This is a genomic window from Burkholderia vietnamiensis LMG 10929 (assembly GCF_000959445.1).
GTDB classification, from domain to species: domain Bacteria; phylum Pseudomonadota; class Gammaproteobacteria; order Burkholderiales; family Burkholderiaceae; genus Burkholderia; species Burkholderia vietnamiensis.
In genome coordinates, this window is the sequence record NZ_CP009631.1 from 489,749 (window position 1) to 506,864 (window position 17,116).

At 63.8% G+C, this 17,116-nt stretch carries 21 protein-coding genes; 3 read left to right on the top strand and 18 right to left on the bottom strand.

Annotated elements, in window-relative coordinates; genetic code table 11:
• Window positions 1-49 precede the first annotated feature (49 nt).
• A complete protein-coding gene (gene cyaY, locus AK36_RS12180; RefSeq protein WP_011883019.1) occupies window positions 50-376 on the bottom strand; it encodes an iron donor protein CyaY in 327 nt (108 codons plus the stop codon).
• A gap of 36 nt (window positions 377-412) precedes the next feature.
• On the opposite strand from cyaY, the gene lptM reads away from it, so the two are divergent.
• Window positions 413-694 (top strand): LPS translocon maturation chaperone LptM, encoded by a 282-nt coding sequence (lptM, locus tag AK36_RS12185; RefSeq protein ID WP_034194009.1) that lies wholly within the window; start codon window positions 413-415, stop codon window positions 692-694.
• A 98-nt stretch (window positions 695-792) separates the two neighbouring features.
• Here lptM and msrQ read toward each other — a convergent pair whose 3' ends face one another.
• The 5 genes from msrQ to AK36_RS12210 form a co-directional block, all read right to left on the bottom strand.
• Window positions 793-1,485, bottom strand: a complete 693-nt coding sequence (gene msrQ / locus AK36_RS12190) for a protein-methionine-sulfoxide reductase heme-binding subunit MsrQ (protein WP_011883017.1) — start codon at window positions 1,483-1,485, stop codon at window positions 793-795.
• 23 nt (window positions 1,486-1,508) lie between these two features.
• Window positions 1,509-2,504 (bottom strand): protein-methionine-sulfoxide reductase catalytic subunit MsrP, encoded by a 996-nt coding sequence (gene msrP, locus AK36_RS12195; RefSeq protein WP_045579415.1) that lies wholly within the window; start codon window positions 2,502-2,504, stop codon window positions 1,509-1,511.
• A 159-nt stretch (window positions 2,505-2,663) separates the two neighbouring features.
• Entirely contained in the window at window positions 2,664-3,854 is a 1,191-nt protein-coding gene (gene ccsB, locus AK36_RS12200) for a c-type cytochrome biogenesis protein CcsB (protein WP_045579416.1), read from the bottom strand.
• Window positions 3,855-3,858: 4 nt separating this feature from the next.
• A complete protein-coding gene (locus AK36_RS12205) occupies window positions 3,859-6,075 on the bottom strand; it encodes a cytochrome c biogenesis protein ResB (protein WP_045578591.1) in 2,217 nt (738 codons plus the stop codon).
• A gap of 122 nt (window positions 6,076-6,197) precedes the next feature.
• A complete protein-coding gene (locus tag AK36_RS12210) occupies window positions 6,198-6,851 on the bottom strand; it encodes a c-type cytochrome (protein ID WP_034194011.1) in 654 nt (217 codons plus the stop codon).
• Between the two features lie 217 nt (window positions 6,852-7,068).
• On the opposite strand from AK36_RS12210, the gene yihA reads away from it, so the two are divergent.
• Entirely contained in the window at window positions 7,069-7,728 is a 660-nt protein-coding gene (gene yihA / locus AK36_RS12215) for a ribosome biogenesis GTP-binding protein YihA/YsxC (RefSeq protein WP_011883012.1), read from the top strand.
• Window positions 7,729-7,982: 254 nt separating this feature from the next.
• The gene (hemB, locus tag AK36_RS12220) at window positions 7,983-8,981 is read left to right on the top strand and encodes a porphobilinogen synthase (RefSeq protein ID WP_045578592.1); all 999 of its coding nucleotides are present in this window, start codon (window positions 7,983-7,985) and stop codon (window positions 8,979-8,981) included.
• A gap of 100 nt (window positions 8,982-9,081) precedes the next feature.
• Here the strand turns inward: hemB and dsbD are convergent, their stop codons facing one another.
• From dsbD to rpmD, 12 genes are all read right to left on the bottom strand, one after another.
• Window positions 9,082-10,926, bottom strand: a complete 1,845-nt coding sequence (dsbD, locus tag AK36_RS12225; protein ID WP_045578593.1) for a protein-disulfide reductase DsbD — start codon at window positions 10,924-10,926, stop codon at window positions 9,082-9,084.
• On the bottom strand, window positions 10,919-11,242 hold the full coding sequence (cutA, locus tag AK36_RS12230) for a divalent-cation tolerance protein CutA (protein WP_014722285.1): 324 nt from the start codon (window positions 11,240-11,242) through the stop codon (window positions 10,919-10,921). The genes dsbD and cutA overlap by 8 nt, the downstream gene beginning before the upstream one ends.
• Before the next feature lie 199 nt (window positions 11,243-11,441).
• Window positions 11,442-11,837: a 50S ribosomal protein L17 gene (gene rplQ / locus AK36_RS12235; RefSeq protein WP_006477175.1), complete on the bottom strand. Its 396-nt coding sequence runs from the start codon at window positions 11,835-11,837 to the stop codon at window positions 11,442-11,444.
• A 148-nt stretch (window positions 11,838-11,985) separates the two neighbouring features.
• Window positions 11,986-12,963, bottom strand: coding sequence for a DNA-directed RNA polymerase subunit alpha (locus AK36_RS12240; protein ID WP_006477176.1), 978 nt, complete (start codon window positions 12,961-12,963; stop codon window positions 11,986-11,988).
• Window positions 12,964-13,087: 124 nt separating this feature from the next.
• Window positions 13,088-13,711: a 30S ribosomal protein S4 gene (gene rpsD / locus AK36_RS12245; RefSeq protein WP_014722284.1), complete on the bottom strand. Its 624-nt coding sequence runs from the start codon at window positions 13,709-13,711 to the stop codon at window positions 13,088-13,090.
• Window positions 13,712-13,866: 155 nt separating this feature from the next.
• Window positions 13,867-14,268, bottom strand: coding sequence for a 30S ribosomal protein S11 (gene rpsK / locus AK36_RS12250; RefSeq protein WP_004197937.1), 402 nt, complete (start codon window positions 14,266-14,268; stop codon window positions 13,867-13,869).
• Between the two features lie 28 nt (window positions 14,269-14,296).
• Complete coding sequence (rpsM, locus tag AK36_RS12255; RefSeq protein ID WP_006752933.1) at window positions 14,297-14,662, bottom strand: 30S ribosomal protein S13; 366 nt, start codon at window positions 14,660-14,662, stop codon at window positions 14,297-14,299.
• 38 nt (window positions 14,663-14,700) lie between these two features.
• Window positions 14,701-14,817 (bottom strand): 50S ribosomal protein L36, encoded by a 117-nt coding sequence (gene rpmJ / locus AK36_RS12260; protein ID WP_004199844.1) that lies wholly within the window; start codon window positions 14,815-14,817, stop codon window positions 14,701-14,703.
• A gap of 20 nt (window positions 14,818-14,837) precedes the next feature.
• On the bottom strand, window positions 14,838-15,056 hold the full coding sequence (infA, locus tag AK36_RS12265) for a translation initiation factor IF-1 (RefSeq protein WP_004521905.1): 219 nt from the start codon (window positions 15,054-15,056) through the stop codon (window positions 14,838-14,840).
• Between the two features lie 9 nt (window positions 15,057-15,065).
• Complete coding sequence (secY, locus tag AK36_RS12270) at window positions 15,066-16,415, bottom strand: preprotein translocase subunit SecY (protein WP_006400642.1); 1,350 nt, start codon at window positions 16,413-16,415, stop codon at window positions 15,066-15,068.
• A 42-nt stretch (window positions 16,416-16,457) separates the two neighbouring features.
• Entirely contained in the window at window positions 16,458-16,892 is a 435-nt protein-coding gene (gene rplO / locus AK36_RS12275) for a 50S ribosomal protein L15 (RefSeq protein WP_006482880.1), read from the bottom strand.
• 26 nt (window positions 16,893-16,918) lie between these two features.
• On the bottom strand, window positions 16,919-17,101 hold the full coding sequence (gene rpmD / locus AK36_RS12280; protein WP_006400644.1) for a 50S ribosomal protein L30: 183 nt from the start codon (window positions 17,099-17,101) through the stop codon (window positions 16,919-16,921).
• Between the last annotated feature and the right edge of the window lie 15 nt (window positions 17,102-17,116).

A 17,116-nucleotide genomic window follows, 5' to 3' on the forward strand; every position in this document is an offset into this window, starting at 1 on the left:
AAAGCGCCCGCGGGCGCTTTTTTTCATGCCGCTGCGCCGAGCGCCGGCGTCACGCGCGGAACGTGATCGGCAGGCCGGCCTGTTGCGTCGCGTAGTCGGTCAGTGCGGAGAAGAACTCGGTGCCGGTGCGCGTATCGCGCCATTCGCCGTCCACGAACCGGTAGTGGAATCCACCGGCCTTCGCGGCGATCCACAGCTCCTTCATCGGCGGCTGCAGATTGACGATGATCTTCGAGCCGTTCTCGAACGTCAGCGTCAGCACGCTGCCGTTGCGCTCCAGATCGATGTCGTGATCGCCGTCGTTCGCGGCGTCGACGGTACGTTCCACGGCCGCCAGCACGGCCTCTGCGCGAGCCAGGTATTCAGTATCGGACATGCTAAACTCTATCGGTTAAATTGTTCAGGGACGATCATGCGAGTCGTTTTCCGGATGAGCGCGATTGTAGCGGCTTTGGCGATTCTTGCCGGCTGCGGTCAACGCGGTCCGCTCTATCTGCCCACCGTGCCCCCGTTGCCGGCCAAGCCCATTCAGCAGCAGGACACGCCGCCGTCGGACGTCACGCCGACCGATGAAAACGCGTCGTACGACAGCATCCCCGACTCTTCCGGCACGCCGCTGACACTGTCGCCGGAGCTCTCGAGCAGCACGTCGAAGGCGGCAACGGCAGCATCGAGCCCGGCGGCCGCGAAGTAATCGAGCGCTGCGCCGCTCGCGGTTCACCTGTCGACACGACAAAAGGCGATGACTCCCCGTCATCGCCTTTTGTTTTTCCGCGCGTGCGTCGTTCATCGTCACGCGCGAATGCGACGTCGGCTCCATTCGAACAGCCGCCAGCCGAGCAGCACGGCGACGATCGCCGCGTACAGCTTCGGCTGCGCGAGATCGTGCTTGCCGGCCCGCATCCACCAGAAATGCAGCACGCCGAACAGCGCGATCGCATAGATCGCCCGGTGCAACGTCGCCCAATGACGGCCGAGCCGACGCGCCATCGCACGCGGCGACGTCGCGGCCAGCGGAATCAACAGCACGAACGCGGCGAAACCGACGGTGATGAACGGACGCTTGCCGACGTCCTTCAGGATCGCCAGCACGTCGAACCACTTGTCGAACCACACGTACGTTGCGAAGTGCAGCGTCGCGTAAAAGAACGCGAACAACCCGATCATCCGGCGAAAGCGCAGCAACGCGGCCACGCCCGTCATGCGCCGCAGCGGCGTGACAGCGAGCGTGGCGCAGAGGATCACGAGCGTCCACCGGCCGGTGGAGCGCGTGATGAATTCGATCGGGTTCGCGCCGAGCCGGTCGGTCAGCCCGAACAGCACCAGACGCGCGAGCGGATAAAGGCCGACCGCAAACACCAGCAGCCTGGCCGGCACAAGCCAGCGCTGCGGCGCAGCCCGCGCCGCGGTGCCCGCCCGCGCAACACCGGCGGCCGCCGCGGGCGGGCTGGACGCCCGCCGCGGCTCCAGCGTCGACGGATGCATGTCGTTTCTCACGGTCGTCGCACTCAGAAGTTCTTCTTCAGGTCCATGCCCTGATACATCGATGCGACCAGATCGCCGTAGCCGTTGAACATCAGCGTCTTGCGCTTCGGCGTGAAGAACCCGTCGTCGCCGATCCGCCGCTCGGTCGCCTGGCTCCAGCGCGGGTGATCGACATTCGGATTCACGTTCGAATAAAAGCCGTATTCGTTCGATGCGTAGGTGTTCCAGCTCGTCTTCGGCTGCTTGTCGACGAAGCGGATCTTCACCAGCGACTTCGCGCTCTTGAAGCCGTACTTCCACGGCACGACGATACGCACCGGCGCGCCGTTCTGATTCGGCAGCACCTGGCCGTAGACGCCCATCGTCAGCAGCGTGAGCGGGTTCATCGCCTCGTCCATGCGCAGCCCTTCGGAGTAAGGCCAGTCGAGTACCGGCGTCGACAGCCCCGGCATCTGCGACGGATCGGCCAGCGTGATGAACTGCACATATTTCGCGTTGCCGGTCGGCTGCACGCGCTTGACCAGTTCGGAGAACGGCACGCCGATCCACGGAATCACCATCGACCAGCCCTCGACGCAGCGCAGCCGGTACACGCGCTCCTCGAGCGGCGCCAGCTTCAGCAGTTCGTCGAGATCGAACACCTTCGGATGCAGCACCTCGCCTTCGACGCTCACCCGCCACGGGCGCGGCCGCAGCGTGCCGGCATTCTGCGCCGGGTCGCCCTTGTCGGTGCCGAATTCGTAGAAGTTGTTGTAGGACGTGATGTCCTTGAACGGCGTGACCTTGTCGGCCGCGACGAATTTCGGATTGGTCTTCGCCGCGAGCTTCGCGGCCCGCGCGTCGGGCGACGCATACGCGCCGAATGCCGCGCCGCTGCCGCCGAGCAATCCGCCCGCCGCCGCAAGGCCGGCCGCCTGCAATACGCGGCGCCGGTTCTCGAACACCGCGCGCGCGGTGATCTCGCTGGGCGCAATGTCGGCGCCGGTCAACAGGTTGCGCAGGGAATGCCTGATCCACATGGTGCTGCTCCTCATGCATGCGCGGCGCGCACGCTTCATCTGCGTTCGACCCGGCCCGTCATGCGCCGTTCGACGCGCGGCGCGCCCGTCGGTAACAAAAGAAAACCGCCGGGGCACGCAGTGCGCCGGCGGTCTTTTGTCGGACCCGCATCGGAAATCTTACAGCTTGCCGTAGCTGTGCAGCCCTGACAGGAACATGTTGACGCCGAGGAACGCGAACGTCGTCACGAGCAGGCCCGTGAGCGCCCACCATGCGGCGACCGTGCCGCGCAGCCCCTTCATCAGGCGCATGTGCAGCCACGCCGCGTAATTGAGCCACACGATCAGCGCCCAGGTTTCCTTCGGGTCCCAGCTCCAGTAGCCGCCCCACGCTTCCGCCGCCCACAGCGCGCCGAGAATCGTCGCGATCGTGAAGAACGCGAAGCCGACGGCGATCGACTTGTACATCACGTCGTCGAGCACGTCGAGCGTCGGCAGCCGATCGGCCAGCATGCCGCGTTCCTTCATCAGATACGCGACCGCCACCATCGCCGACAGCGCGAAGCTGCCGTAGCCGATGAAGTTCGCCGGCACGTGGATCTTCATCCACCAGCTCTGCAGCGCCGGCACGAGCGGCTGGATCTGCTGCGCGTCGCGCGCGACCGAGTACCACATCAGGAAGCCGACGGCCGCGCTGATCACGAGCAGCACGAACGCACCGAGCGCAGGCGTGCCGTAATGGCCCTCGTAATACAGGTAGAGCAGCGCGGTGATCAGGCTGAACAGCACGAACACTTCATACAGGTTCGACACGGGGATATGCCCGACGTCGGCGCCGATCAGATAGGACTCGTACCAACGTACCATCAGGCCGACGAAGCCCATCAGCACGGCGGCCCACGTGAGCTTCTGGCCGATCGCGGAGCCCGTCGCGGCGCGCGCGAGCAGGCCGATCCAGTAGAAGATCGTCGCGAGCACGAACAAGGCGCTCATCCAGAGGATCGCCGACTGGCTCGACAGGAAGTATTTCAGGAAGAACGCCGAATCGGCGCGCGCGAGGTCGCCCTGGTAGATCTGGATCGACAGCAAGGACAGCACGGCGATCGCCGCCATCAGCAGCCGCGCGGGTTTCCAGCGCCAGCCGAGCACGACGAGCGCCGGCACCGTGCCGATCATCACTGCCTTGTCGTAGTAATTCATGTGCTCGTTGTAGTGCACGAACGCATAGCCCGCGCCGACCACGAGCGCCAGCGCGAACAGCCAGTCAAGCACGGACAGGCGCGAGAGGAACGGACGGCCGTCGAACAACGGCGCCGGATTCGGGGCCTTGACGGTCCCCGGACGGGAAGAGGAGGCTTGAGTGAGATCCATGATGTTACCGGGTGGAATTCTCGGAATCGGAACCGCCGCCGACGGGCGGGCGGGCAGTTGCAGCCGCGCCGGCGGGCGCGGCGTCGCGGGGTGCGGCGCCCAGGGCGGCGCCGGCCGCATCGCGCGTCTGCACGAATTCGTTCTCGAAATCGAACGTCTTGCGCGCCGTGGACATCGCCATCACCACTTCGACGCCCGCACCGGCATCCTTGAGCCAGAACCACAGGCGCCGCTCGCGCACGTAGAACATCGAGAAGATGCCGGCGACCAACAGCAGGCTGCCAAGATACACCAGATTCTTGCCGGGCGCGCGCGTCAGCTGAAATACCGAGGCTTGCACCTGCTTGAAGGAATCGAGCTGCAAATAGACCGGCGATCCGTACAGGAAGCTGTCGGATAGCGCATTGATCGCGTTCTGCACGAAGCGGACCGTGTCGGCGCCCTGCTGGACGGCCGGCTCGCCGGCCCGCTCGCGCGCGATCTGCCAGACCTCCCACATCGAGCCCTCGAGCATGCGCAGCAGCAGGCTCGCCGCCTTTTCCTGCTCGGCTTTCGGCACCGACCGGTCGATGAAGGTGGCCACCGCCTGGAAGCCGCCGACCGGCTGCCCGTCCGCACCGCGACCGACGCTGTCGTCACTCGCCGCAAAGAGGGTCAACACCTTGAACGCGCTGTCCTGCAGCCGGCCGCGCAGCGACGCGTCGGTGGTCGGCAGCGAACGCTGGGCGAAACGGGCGGCGGCGTCCGCGCGCACCGCCGGATCCTCGAGCGCGGCGCGCAGGCGCATCCATTCGCCGATCGAATCCTCGCTGTCGGCCGGAATCCGCATGTAGCGGAACGCGTCGTTCGGGCTCGCGCGCACGCCCGCGAGGAACACGCGCGCGCCGCCCATGTCGACCGGCAGCATGTAGTTGTTGAACTCGCGCGCCTGGCCGTCCTTGCCGCGGATCTTGTACTGCACGGACGGCCCGATGTTATGAAGCTGCATCGGCTTCGACGTCTTCGCGCCCGAGCCGAGCCGTTCGTCGAACGCCTGCTTCAGCGACTCCGTCTTCGCCACGCCGCGCACGTCCGGCTTGCCGTTCGCGTCGGCCATGTTCTCGACGTTGATCGCGCGGAAGTCCGAGAACTCGATCGTGTCGCCGTCGCTGCCCGGCATCTGCAGCGGCGCCGTGCTGCCGATCGTGCCCTTCACGGCGAACGTCTTCGCGGTGTCGCCCGTCATCGGATAGGCCGTCATCTGCATCTGCGAGCCGCCGTCCTGGAAGCTCGACTGATAGATCGACACGCCCTTGTAGGTGAACGGCTTGTTCACTTCGACGCGCGCCGGAATCTTCCGGCCCGTCTCGCGATCGATCACGACGATGTCGCTCGCAAACAGCTTCGGCATCCCGGTCGTGTAGTAATCGACGATGAACTTGTTCAGCTGGATCGAGAACGGCAGGTCCTGGATCAACGAGCCGTTCGGCTGGTTGAGGATCGCGGTGGACACGAACTGGCCTTCGGGCACCCATGCGTAGCCGCGGAACGTCGGGTTCGACGCGGACAGCCGGTGATCGGGCGAGATCTCGCTGATCGTCGCGCTCGTATTGACCGGGCTCTTGCCGAACATCCACATCTGGAATTTGATCGGCAGGTTGCTGTCGAGCAGGCCGCCGATACAGATCACGACGATCGCCAGGTGCGCGGAAATGTAGCCCCACTTCGTCAGCGCGCCGCGTTTCGCGGAGATCAGCGTCGCGCCGTCGGTTTCGCGCACGACGTGCTTGTAGCCGCCCTTCGCGACGAATGCGGCGAGCGTCGCCGCGACGCTCGCGCGCGTGCCGGCAACGGTGTATTCGGCCTTGTGATGGAACGCGCGCAGGCTGCCTTCGCGGACCTTGTCCTTCCAGCTCTTCGCGTCGGCGAGCATCTTCGGCGCGTTGCGGATCACGCACAGCGAGATCGACGCGACCAGGAAGATCAGGATCAGCATGAACCACCACGCGCTGTACACGTTGTACAGGCCGAGCGAGCGGAAGATGTCCGCCCAGAACGGCCCGAACTGGTTCACGTAGTTCGGATAGGGGTCGTCCTGGGTCAGCACCGTGCCGATGATGCTCGCGATCGACAGCACCACCAACAGTGCGATCGCGAAGCGCATCGAGCTGATCAGCTCGATCGCGCGCCTGGACGCACTTTGACCCGACTTCGACTGCAACCCCGACGTGGTAACGCTCATTCAAACTCCGACTGACAACAAAAAAGGGCAAGGCGGCCGCAAGCATGCGGCGCCCCACCCTTTTCTTGTTCTGACTCCGGCCGCCGTTCCGGCGACCGGTCATTCCATTCGCGACGGACCGCTCAACGCAGGCCCGCGATGTAATCCGCCACGGCCTTGATCTCGGTGTCCGACAGACGCGAGGCGATCTGATGCATCGCCTCGTTGTTGTTGCGCGCGCCGGCACCTTGCTGGAACGCGGTCAACTGGGCCACCGTGTAATCGGCCCACTGCCCCGACAGACGCGGGTACTGGACCGGTATCCCTTGCCCCGTCGGCCCGTGGCAGCTCGCGCAGGCCGGTACGCCCTTTTCCGCGATGCCGCCGCGATAGATCTTCTGACCGATCGGCACGGTCGCCGCATCGCGTGCGGTGCCGAGCTTGGTCGTTTGCGAGCCGTAATACGCGGCGACGTTGCGCATGTCGTCCGCGCTCAATGCGCTCGCAAATCCGACCATCACCGAATTGTTCCGCGCCGGCCCCTTCGCGCCCGGCTGCGTCTTGAAGTCGTTCAACTGCTTGACCAAATATTCGGGATGCTGACCGGCGAGCTTCGGGAAACTGCCCGACGCACTGTTGCCGTCGGCGCCGTGACACGACGCGCACACCTGCCCGGCAATCGCCTTGCCGCGGTCCAGATCCGGCTTTGCCGCACCTGCCGCATTTGCCTCCGCCACGAAACCTACGAATCCTGCTGCAACCTGAAGCACCATCAGAGACTTGCACAGTCGATTCATTCGCACACCCTGTTTCGTCTTGTGGGAATTTGAGGTTCTGCAAAAAACGACGTCGACCAGTCTACCGCAGAAGCTGCATAAAAGCGCGAGGCGGGCGCCCGCAACCCTTCGGCAAAACCGCCGTATTGTACAATATCGCGTTGAAAGCTCCCGCGCCTATCGGGGCTACCCCGCCTCCACCAAGCGGCTCGCGCCGCCCGTCCCACCGGTTTCCCCCATGGCCTTTTTGCTCCATCAAGCTCGCTTCTACACGACCGTCAACCATCTGCGCGACCTGCCGCCGACGGTGCAGCCGGAAATCGCATTCGCGGGCCGTTCGAATGCCGGCAAATCGACGGCGATCAACGTGCTGTGCAATCAGAAGCGACTCGCGTTCGCGTCGAAGACGCCCGGTCGCACGCAGCACATCAACTACTTCTCGGTCGGCCCCGCCGCGGAGCCCGTCGCGAACCTCGTCGACCTGCCCGGCTACGGCTATGCGGAAGTGCCCGGGGCCGCGAAGGCCCACTGGGAAATGCTGCTGTCGTCCTATCTCGCGACGCGCTCGCAGCTCTGCGGCCTGATCCTGATGATGGATTCGCGCCGCCCGCTGACCGACCTCGATCGCCGGATGATCGAGTGGTTCGCCCCGACCGGCAAGCCGATCCACACGCTGCTGACGAAGTGCGACAAATTGACGCGACAAGAGAGCATCAACGCGCTGCGCAACACGCAGAAGGGGCTCGACGCGTACCGCGACCAGGGCGTGAAGGGCAAGCTGACCGTCCAGCTGTTCTCGGCGCTGAAGCGCACGGGGCTCGACGAGGCGCACGAATTGATCGAGAGCTGGCTGCGGCCGTCCGTCGCCGACGCAGAAGGCGCACCTGTAGCACAATGAACGGGCAGCGCTCGGCCGGCAGCGGCCGGGCGCACCTGACGGTGTCTGCGGATTCGGCCGGCTCATAAAAAAACCCGCCGTCGAACGGCGGGTCAAACAGCCTAATCGAAAAACGACAGGCACCCGCTCAGGGAGGAGAAGCGGGGAGCAGCACGCAACGCGCGCCGCTCGATCGCTATCATATACCAACGATCTCGAAAATGACCTAAGGGATCCGTAAGGTCCTTCTTGCCCCGATTTCATTCACATCGCACATGAGCTTCCATCCTCTTCATCGTCCGCGCCGCATGCGCCGCGACGACTTCTCCCGGCGCCTGATGCGCGAAAACCGCCTGACCACCGACGATCTGATCTATCCGGTGTTCGTCGTCGACGGCACCAACCAACGTCAGCCGGTGCCGTCGATGCCGGGCGTCGAGCGCGTGTCGGTCGATCTGCTGATGCACGTCGCCGAACAGTGCGTCGAACTCGGCGTGCCCGTGCTGTCGCTGTTTCCGGCCATCGAAGCGTCGCTGAAAACGCCTGACGGCCGCGAGGCGGCCAACCCGGAAGGGCTGATTCCGCGCGCGGTGCGCGAGCTGAAGAAGCGCTTCCCCGAACTCGGCGTGCTGACCGACGTCGCGCTCGATCCGTACACGAGCCACGGCCAGGACGGCGTGCTCGACGAGAACGGCTACGTGATCAACGACGACACGATCGAAATCCTGATCGAACAGGCGCGCGCGCAGGCGGAAGCCGGCGTCGACATCGTCGCGCCGTCCGACATGATGGATGGCCGCATCGGCGCGGTACGTGAAATGCTCGAAAGCGACGGGCATATCCATACGCGCATCATGGCCTATTCGGCCAAGTTCGCGTCCGCGTTCTACGGTCCGTTCCGCGACGCGGTCGGCTCGGCGTCGAATCTGGGCAAGGGCAACAAGATGACCTACCAGATGGACCCGGCGAACAGCGACGAAGCGTTGCGCGAGGTGCGCCTCGACATCGACGAAGGCGCCGACATGGTGATGGTCAAACCGGGCATGCCGTATCTCGACATCGTGCGCCGCGTGAAGGACGAGTTCCGCTTCCCGACGTACGTGTACCAGGTGAGCGGCGAATACGCGATGCTGAAGGCGGCCGCGATGAACGGCTGGCTCGACCACGACAAGGTCGTGCTCGAATCGCTGCTCGCATTCAAGCGTGCGGGCGCCGACGGCGTGCTCACGTACTTCGCGCTCGATGCGGCGCGGCTGCTGAAGGCGCAGCGCTGAGCCGCGCTGCCGATCGGCACGCAAGATGAAAAAACGGCGGGACACTTCGGTGTCCCGCCGTTTTTTTGTGCGCTGGGCGGCCAGGTCGGTCCAGCTCGGATCAGACCGTCGGCACCGCTGCGCGATCGAGGCTGCGCAGGAACGTGTCGGCTGCCTGATAGCCGACCACCCGGCCGATCTCGTTACCGTTGCGATCGAAGAAGATGATGCCCGGCGGGCCGAACAGGTTGAACCGCTTGAGCAGTGCCTGATCGTCGGAATTGTTCGCGGTGACGTCCGCGCGCACCAGGTGCAGCTGCGCGAGCCGCGCCTGCACGCGGGAATCGGTGAACGTCAGATGCTCCATCTCCTTGCAGCTCACGCACCAGTCCGCATAGAAATCGAGCATCACGGGCCGGCTCGACGCCTTCAGCAGCGCATCGAGCTCCCCGCTGGAGCGCACCGCCGCGAACGCGGGCGCGGCCTGCCCGGCCGCCTGGCCGGCCGCCGACGTCGCAGCGCCCGACGCAACCGTACGCGCGGCCAGCACGGCGAGCGGCTTCACCGGATCGGTCGAACCGGCGGCCAGGCCGACGAGCAGCGTCGCCGCCCAGATCGCGAGCGCGGCGCCGAGGCCGCGGCCGAACCGGCGCCAGATGGAGGCGGCTCCGGCATGGGGCGTGAACAGTCCGAGCGCCGCTGCGGCGATCAGCAACCACAACGCGGCGAGCATCATCTTCAGGCCGCCCGCCAGCACCGGCCATACGATCCAGAGCGCGGCGGCGAGCAGCACGATGCCGAAGAACACCTTGACGCCATCCATCCATGCGCCGGCGCGCGGCAGCACCGTGCCGGCGCCGAGCCCCACGACGAGCAGCGGCACGCCGAGCCCGAGCCCCATGGCGAACAGCGCCGCGCCGCCGAGGAACGCGTTGCCGGTGTGCGCGATGAAGGCGAGCACCGCGAACAGCGGCGCCGTCATGCATGCGCCGACGACCAGCGCCGACAGTGCACCCATCGCGGCAACCGCGGCGAAATGGCCGCCCTGGCGCGCGCTCGACACCTGCGCCGCGCCGTTCTGCCAGCGCGCCGGCAGCATGAGGTCCTTGCCGGAGATCAGCGACACCGCGAACGCGGTGAGCAGCAAGCCGAAGGCGCCGAGCACCCACGGATTCTGCAGCCATGCGCCGAGGCTCTGGCCGACCAGCGCGGCAGCGATGCCGAGCGCCGTATAGACGAGCGCCATGCCGACCACATACGTCAGCGACAGCGCAAAGCCGCGCGCATGCGTTGCGCGCGTGCCCTGGCCGATGATGATCGCGGAGACGATCGGAATCATCGGGTACGAACACGGCAGCAGGCTCAACACGACGCCTGCGACGAAATACAGCGCGACGATCGTGAGGAAGCCGTGCCCCTCGAGCAGCGATTGCGCGAAATCCGCGCTGGTGACCTTGTCGAACCAGCTGCCCGATGCGGCCGCGCCGTCAGCCGCTGCGGCCGCGCCGAGCGCCGCGCCGTCGATCTTCACGACGTGTTCGGCGGGCGGGTAGCAGATCCCTTCGTCGGCGCACCCTTGCGACGTCACCGTGAGCTCGAACGGCCCGGCCGCCTGCTTGACCGGCACGTGGACCACGACGTCGTCGCGATAGGTTTCGACTTCCTTCTGGAACGTCTGGTCGAACTTCACGTGGCCGGGCGGAAACTGCGGCGCGCCGAGCGTCGCATTGCCGCTCTTCACCGCGAACGCGAACCGCTCGCGGTAAAGGTAATAGCCGTTGGCGATCTTGAAGCGGACGTCGACCTGTCCCGGGGCTTCGCTCGCGCTGAACTTGAATGCGACCGACGGATCGAGAAAATCGTCGGCCGCGCGCGCGACCGACGGGCCGCCCAGCACCAGCACGAACGACAACAGAGCCGCGAATGCGCGCAGCGCGCGCACGGAAAGCGCCATACCGTTAAACATGAAATAGACGTTGAGTTTCGCTCGTCACCCACTGGCCGTACGCGGCAGAGGCCGCGGCCTGCCACGAGACGATTTCGGGCGTCTCGTAAGGATGATGCGCGAGGATGAATCGCTCCAGTTCCAGCGAGCGCACCGCGCTCGTCTTGAACAGCAACTGGATCTCGTCGGCCGTTTCGACCTTGCCCTGCCAGTGATAGCGCGACTTGATCGTACCGAGCTCCGATACGCAGGCGGCAAGCCGCGCGTCGAGCGCGCCGGTGGCGAGGGCCTCAGCCGTTGCTGCATCGGGCACCGTCGTCAGCATCAACACCACCATACGCACTCTCCTGGCTGATTTCCGCGCTTCGGCCGCCCGCTGCGCGCACCTCGCGCCCTCGACAGCCCCTTATCGTAGCGCAGCGCGCGCAACGTTGCCGGCAGCGGCCGGTGAAAATCGATCGCGACGCGGCGCCGCCAAAAAGCAAAAAGGGCCAAGCAATTGCTCGGCCCTTTCGGATTCTGCTACGTACCGAAGCTTATTCAGCTTCTTGCACGTTTTCCGTTTCGTCGACTTCCGGACGATCGAGCAGCTCGACCAGTGCCATCGGTGCGTTGTCGCCGACGCGGAAGCCGAACTTCAGCACGCGCAGGTAGCCGCCCGGACGGTTCGCGAAACGCGGACCGAGGACGTCGAACAGCTTCGCGACCGAGTCACGATCGCGCAGGCGGTTGAATGCCAGGCGACGGTTTGCCAGCGACGGCTTCTTGCCGAGCGTGATCAGCGGCTCGACGACTTTACGGAGTTCCTTCGCCTTCGGCAGCGTCGTCTTGATGACTTCGTGCTCGATCAGCGAGTTGGACATGTTACGGAGCATAGCCAGACGGTGGCTGCTCGTGCGGTTCAGTTTCCGCAGACCATGACGATGGCGCATTTCAGTTTCCTTGATTCAAAGTTTTGATCCAGCTCTTCTATCGCACCTCGGCGGGTGCACGGGCCGGTAACGAAAAAGGCAAGATGCGGATTTTAAAGGAAAATCCGCATCTTTGCCAACTACGACTACAGCGCAGCTACAGTCGGGCTTACTTGTCGAGACCAGCCGGCGGCCAGTTTTCGAGCTTCATGCCCAGCGTGAGGCCGCGCGAAGCCAGCACTTCCTTGATCTCGTTCAGCGACTTGCGACCGAGGTTCGGCGTCTTCAGCAGTTCGTTTTCCGTGCGCTGGATCAGGTCGCCGATGTAGTAGATGTTCTCGGCCTTCAGGCAGTTCGCGGAACGAACCGTCAGCTCGAGATCGTCCACCGGACGCAGCAGGATCGGATCGATCTGCGGTGCACGCGACGGTGCTTCGGCAGCCGTTTCCGTGCCTTCCAGCGCCGCGAACACGGACAGCTGGTCGACCAGGATGCGGGCCGATTGACGGATCGCCTCTTCCGGGGTGATCACGCCGCTCGTCTCGATGTTCATCACGAGCTTGTCGAGGTCGGTACGCTGCTCGACACGTGCGCTTTCGACTGCATAGCTCACGCGGCGAACCGGCGAGAACGATGCGTCGAGGACGATGCGGCCGATGATCTTGGCCGTGTCTTCGCCGTAGCGACGAACGTTGCCCGGCACGTAGCCGCGACCCTTCTCGATCTTGATCTGAACGTCGAGCTTGCCGCCCTTGGACAGATGTGCGATCACGTGATTCGGGTTGATGACTTCGCAATCGTGCGCGAGCTCGATATCGCCGGCCGTGACGACGCCTTCGCCTTCCTTGCGCAGCGTGACCGTGACTTCGTCACGGTTGTGCAGCTTGAACACCACGCCCTTCAGGTTCAGCAGCAGGTTGACCACGTCTTCCTGCACGCCGTCGAGCGTCGAATACTCGTGCACCACGCCGGCGATCGTCACTTCGGTCGGCGCGTAGCCGACCATCGACGACAGCAGCACGCGGCGCAGCGCGTTGCCCAAGGTGTGGCCGTAACCGCGTTCGAACGGTTCCATGACCACCCTCGCGTGGTTCTCGCCCAGCGATTCCACGGCGATGATCTTGGGTTTCAGCAAACTGGTTTGCATGGGCTTTCCTTTTCAATACCCTCGGCTCGTTACACCGATAAGGCTGACCGGTAACAACCAGAAAATAAACAGCCGAGGCCCCTCCTTGCGAAACGCAATCGGGGTACCTCGGCCGTCAATCGGATTAACGCGAATACAATTCGACGATCAGGCTTTCGTTGATGTCGCCTGCGATGTCAGCGCGTTCCGGCATTTGCTTGAACGTGCCTTCGAACTTCTTCGCATCGACTGCAACCCAGCTCGGCATGCCGCCTTGCTCGGCGAGCGACAGCGCTTCGATGATACGCGCCTGCTTCTTCGCCTTTTCGCGGATCGCGATCACGTCGCCAGCCTTCACTTGTTGCGACGGCACGTTCGCGACGACGCCGTTCACGGTGATCGACTTATGGCTCACCAGCTGACGCGCTTCTGCGCGGGTCGAGCCGAAGCCCATGCGATACACGACGTTGTCGAGACGCGACTCGAGCAGTTGCAGCAGGTTTTCACCCGTGTTGCCCTTGCGGCGGTCGGCTTCAGCGAAGTAGCGGCGGAACTGACGTTCCAGCACGCCGTAGATACGCTTGACCTTTTGCTTTTCGCGCAGCTGCGTACCATAGTCGGACGTACGAGCGCCCGAGGTACGGCCGTGCTGACCCGGCTTGCTGTCGAGCTTGCACTTGTCGGCGAGCGAGCGGCGCGCGCTCTTCAGGAACAGGTCGGTGCCTTCACGGCGGGACAGCTTGGCCTTGGGGCCGATATAACGTGCCACGTTGCATTCCTTTATCAATCGGTCACGCGGATCGAAATCCGCGCTAGTTCGCGCCCTTTGGGGCGAACGGTGGGCTTAGTCAATCAAAAAAGCAACGCCCGTCGGCGCTATGCGACGACAGGCAATGCGCCAGCACGAACGTGCCAGCAGCATTCTTAGATACGACGGCGCTTCGGCGGACGGCAGCCGTTGTGCGGAATCGGGGTGACGTCCGAAATCGCGGTGATCTTGATGCCGAGGCCGTGCAGTGCGCGCACTGCCGACTCACGACCCGGGCCCGGGCCCTTGATCCGCACTTCCAGATTCTTCACGCCGTATTCCATCGCCACACGACCGGCCGACTCAGCAGCAACCTGAGCAGCGAACGGCGTCGACTTGCGCGAGCCCTTGAAGCCCTGGCCGCCCGACGTCGCCCATGCCAGAGCATTGCCCTGACGATCGGTGATCGTGATGATCGTGTTGTTGAACGACGCGTGAACGTGCACCACGCCTTCAGCGACGTTCTTCTTGACCTTCTTGCGAACGCGTTGCGCCGCGGTGTTCGAAGCCTTAGCCATTACGTTTTCCTGTAACTGTCAGTTCCGCTTACTTCTTCAGCGCTTGCGCTGCACGACGCGGACCCTTGCGGGTACGTGCGTTCGTACGCGTACGCTGACCACGCATCGGCAGGCCCTTGCGATGACGAACACCACGGTAGCAACCGAGGTCCATCAGGCGCTTGATGTTCATCGTCACTTCACGGCGCAGGTCGCCTTCGACGATGAACTTGCCCACTTCCTCACGCAGCTTTTCGAGGTCTGCGTCGGTCAGGTCCTTGACCTTCTTCGAGAATTCCACGCCAGCTGCCGAGCAGATGCTGCGCGAGCGCGTGCGGCCGATACCGAAGATTGCCGTCAGGCCGATCTCGGTATGCTGGTGATTCGGGATGTTAACCCCTGCGATACGAGCCATTGTTTTTCCTCAAACAAAAAGCGCAAACAAACGCGCGGTCAGCCTTGGCGCTGCTTGTGGCGCGGATCCGAGCTGCAGATCACGCGAACGACGCCTTTGCGCTTGATGATCTTGCAATTGCGGCAAATGCGCTTAACCGATGCCATCACTTTCATGATAATACCCTTTTTTCAAATCACTTCGCCCGGAACACGATCCGCGCACGAGACAGATCGTAAGGCGTCAATTCAACCGTGACCTTGTCGCCCGGCAAGATACGGATGTAGTGCATCCGCATCTTCCCGGAGATATGCCCCAACACGACATGGCCGTTTTCCAGCTTCACACGGAAGGTCGCATTCGGGAGGTTTTCGATCACCTCACCCTGCATCTGGATTACATCGTCTTTGGCCATAGTCCTTAATTAACGCATTGGGATGTTGCCGCCCTTGAAGTTTGCCTTCTTGAGCAGCGACTCATACTGTTGCGACATAACGTACGACTGCACCTGCGCCATGAAGTCCATCGTGACGACGACAATGATCAGCAGCGACGTTCCACCAAAATAAAACGGCACGTTCCAGCGCAGCACCAGGAATTCCGGCAGCAAACAAACGAAGACGATATAAATCGCACCGGCCAGCGTCAGACGCGTGAGGATGCGGTCGATATATCGCGCAGTTTGGTCGCCCGGACGGATGCCAGGAACGAACGCCCCGCTCTTCTTCAGGTTGTCCGCGGTTTCCCTGCTGTTGAACACCAGTGCGGTGTAGAAGAAGCAGAAAAACACGATCGCCAGCGTGTACAGCAACACATAGACCGGCTGGCCCGGCTTCAGCGCCTCCGCGACGTTATGCAACGTGTTGGAGATCCAGCTTCCCGACGGTTGACCCGTGCTGAACCAGCCGAGAATCGTGGCCGGGAACAGGATGATCGACGATGCGAAGATCGGCGGAATCACGCCCGACATGTTCAGCTTCAGCGGCAAGTGCGACGACTGGCCACCGTAGATCTTGTTGCCGACCTGGCGCTTCGCGTAGTTCACGAGGATCTTGCGCTGCCCGCGTTCGATGAACACGACCAGGTAAGTCACCGCGGCGATCAGAACGACTATGATGATCGCCGAAATGATGCTCATCGAACCCGTACGCACCAGCTCGAACAGCCCACCGACGGCATTCGGAAACCCTGCTGCGATCCCGCCGAAGATGATGATCGAGATGCCGTTGCCGAGACCACGCTCGGTGATCTGCTCACCCAGCCACATCAGGAACATCGTGCCGGTAACCAGCGTCACGACCGTCGTCAGCCGGAACAGCATGCCGGGATCGATCACGAGGCCAGGCTGGTTTTCCAGCGCAGCCGCGATACCGAACGCCTGGAAGGTCGCGAGCACCACGGTGAAATACCGCGTGTACTGCGTGATCTTCCGTTGCCCTGCCTGCCCTTCCTTCTTCAGCGCCTCGAGCTGCGGCGAGACGATCGCCAGCAACTGCATGATGATCGACGCCGAGATGTACGGCATGATCCCCAGCGCGAAGATCGTGAAGCGGGACAGTGCGCCACCCGAGAACATGTTGAACATGCCCAGGATGCCGCCCGCCTGACTCTGGAACAGCTTCGCCAGTTGATCCGGATCGATGCCCGGCACGGGGATGTGCGCGCCGATGCGATAGACGATCAGCGCCAGGAGCAGGAACATCGCTCGCCGGCGCAGATCGCCGAATTTCGCCGTGCTTCGACCGGGTTTTGCAAGACTCGGGCTGTTAGCCAAGTACCTTCTCCGATGAATGCAAGTAACGACGCGCTACGCGTGTCACTCGGCGAACGAACCGCCAGCCGCTTCGATCGCAGCGCGCGCACCCTTGGTGGCGCCCAGACCCTTCACGACGATCTTGCGCTTCAGTTCGCCCGTCGCGATGATCTTTGCGCTCTTCGTCAGCTCGCCGACCAGGCCGGCTTGCTTCAGTGCGAGCAGATCGATTTCATCGACCGGCAGCTTCTCGAGGTCGCCCAGGCGCACTTCACCGACGAATTCCTTCGTCAGCGACGTGAAGCCGCGCTTCGGCAGACGACGTTGCAGCGGCATCTGACCGCCTTCGAAACCGACTTTGTGGAAGCCGCCCGAACGCGATTTCTGACCCTTGTGACCACGGCCAGCCGTCTTGCCGAGGCCCGAACCGATGCCGCGGCCGACGCGACGCTTGGCGTGCTTTGCACCAGCGGCCGGCTTCAGGTTATTCAATTCCATATCAACTCCTTGATCCGTAGGGCCGCTTACGCGATGACCTTAACGAGGTACGAGACCTTGTTGATCATGCCGCGGACCGCCGGCGTATCCTGCAGCTCGCTAACCGAGTTGAGTCGGCGCAGGCCCAGGCCACGCACGGTCGCACGGTGCGATTCGCGGGTCCCGATCAGGCTCTTCACGAGCTGAACCTTGACAGTTTTTTCAGACATGGTGACCACCCGGGC

Excerpts from the sequence above, each read along its gene's own strand:
- cyaY (WP_011883019.1), bottom strand. The coding sequence starts at position 376 with ATGTCCGATACTGAATACCTGGCTCGCGCAGAGGCCGTGCTGGCGGCC.
- lptM (WP_034194009.1), top strand. The coding sequence starts at position 413 with ATGCGAGTCGTTTTCCGGATGAGCGCGATTGTAGCGGCTTTGGCGATT.
- msrQ (WP_011883017.1), bottom strand. The coding sequence starts at position 1,485 with ATGCATCCGTCGACGCTGGAGCCGCGGCGGGCGTCCAGCCCGCCCGCG.
- msrP (WP_045579415.1), bottom strand. The coding sequence starts at position 2,504 with ATGTGGATCAGGCATTCCCTGCGCAACCTGTTGACCGGCGCCGACATT.
- ccsB (WP_045579416.1), bottom strand. The coding sequence starts at position 3,854 with ATGGATCTCACTCAAGCCTCCTCTTCCCGTCCGGGGACCGTCAAGGCC.
- AK36_RS12205 (WP_045578591.1), bottom strand. The coding sequence starts at position 6,075 with ATGAGCGTTACCACGTCGGGGTTGCAGTCGAAGTCGGGTCAAAGTGCG.
- AK36_RS12210 (WP_034194011.1), bottom strand. The coding sequence starts at position 6,851 with ATGAATCGACTGTGCAAGTCTCTGATGGTGCTTCAGGTTGCAGCAGGA.
- yihA (WP_011883012.1), top strand. The coding sequence starts at position 7,069 with ATGGCCTTTTTGCTCCATCAAGCTCGCTTCTACACGACCGTCAACCAT.
- hemB (WP_045578592.1), top strand. The coding sequence starts at position 7,983 with ATGAGCTTCCATCCTCTTCATCGTCCGCGCCGCATGCGCCGCGACGAC.
- dsbD (WP_045578593.1), bottom strand. The coding sequence starts at position 10,926 with ATGTTTAACGGTATGGCGCTTTCCGTGCGCGCGCTGCGCGCATTCGCG.
- cutA (WP_014722285.1), bottom strand. The coding sequence starts at position 11,242 with ATGGTGGTGTTGATGCTGACGACGGTGCCCGATGCAGCAACGGCTGAG.
- rplQ (WP_006477175.1), bottom strand. The coding sequence starts at position 11,837 with ATGCGCCATCGTCATGGTCTGCGGAAACTGAACCGCACGAGCAGCCAC.
- AK36_RS12240 (WP_006477176.1), bottom strand. The coding sequence starts at position 12,963 with ATGCAAACCAGTTTGCTGAAACCCAAGATCATCGCCGTGGAATCGCTG.
- rpsK (WP_004197937.1), bottom strand. The coding sequence starts at position 14,268 with ATGGCTAAGGCTTCGAACACCGCGGCGCAACGCGTTCGCAAGAAGGTC.
- rpsM (WP_006752933.1), bottom strand. The coding sequence starts at position 14,662 with ATGGCTCGTATCGCAGGGGTTAACATCCCGAATCACCAGCATACCGAG.
- rpmJ (WP_004199844.1), bottom strand. The coding sequence starts at position 14,817 with ATGAAAGTGATGGCATCGGTTAAGCGCATTTGCCGCAATTGCAAGATC.
- infA (WP_004521905.1), bottom strand. The coding sequence starts at position 15,056 with ATGGCCAAAGACGATGTAATCCAGATGCAGGGTGAGGTGATCGAAAAC.
- rplO (WP_006482880.1), bottom strand. The coding sequence starts at position 16,892 with ATGGAATTGAATAACCTGAAGCCGGCCGCTGGTGCAAAGCACGCCAAG.
- rpmD (WP_006400644.1), bottom strand. The coding sequence starts at position 17,101 with ATGTCTGAAAAAACTGTCAAGGTTCAGCTCGTGAAGAGCCTGATCGGG.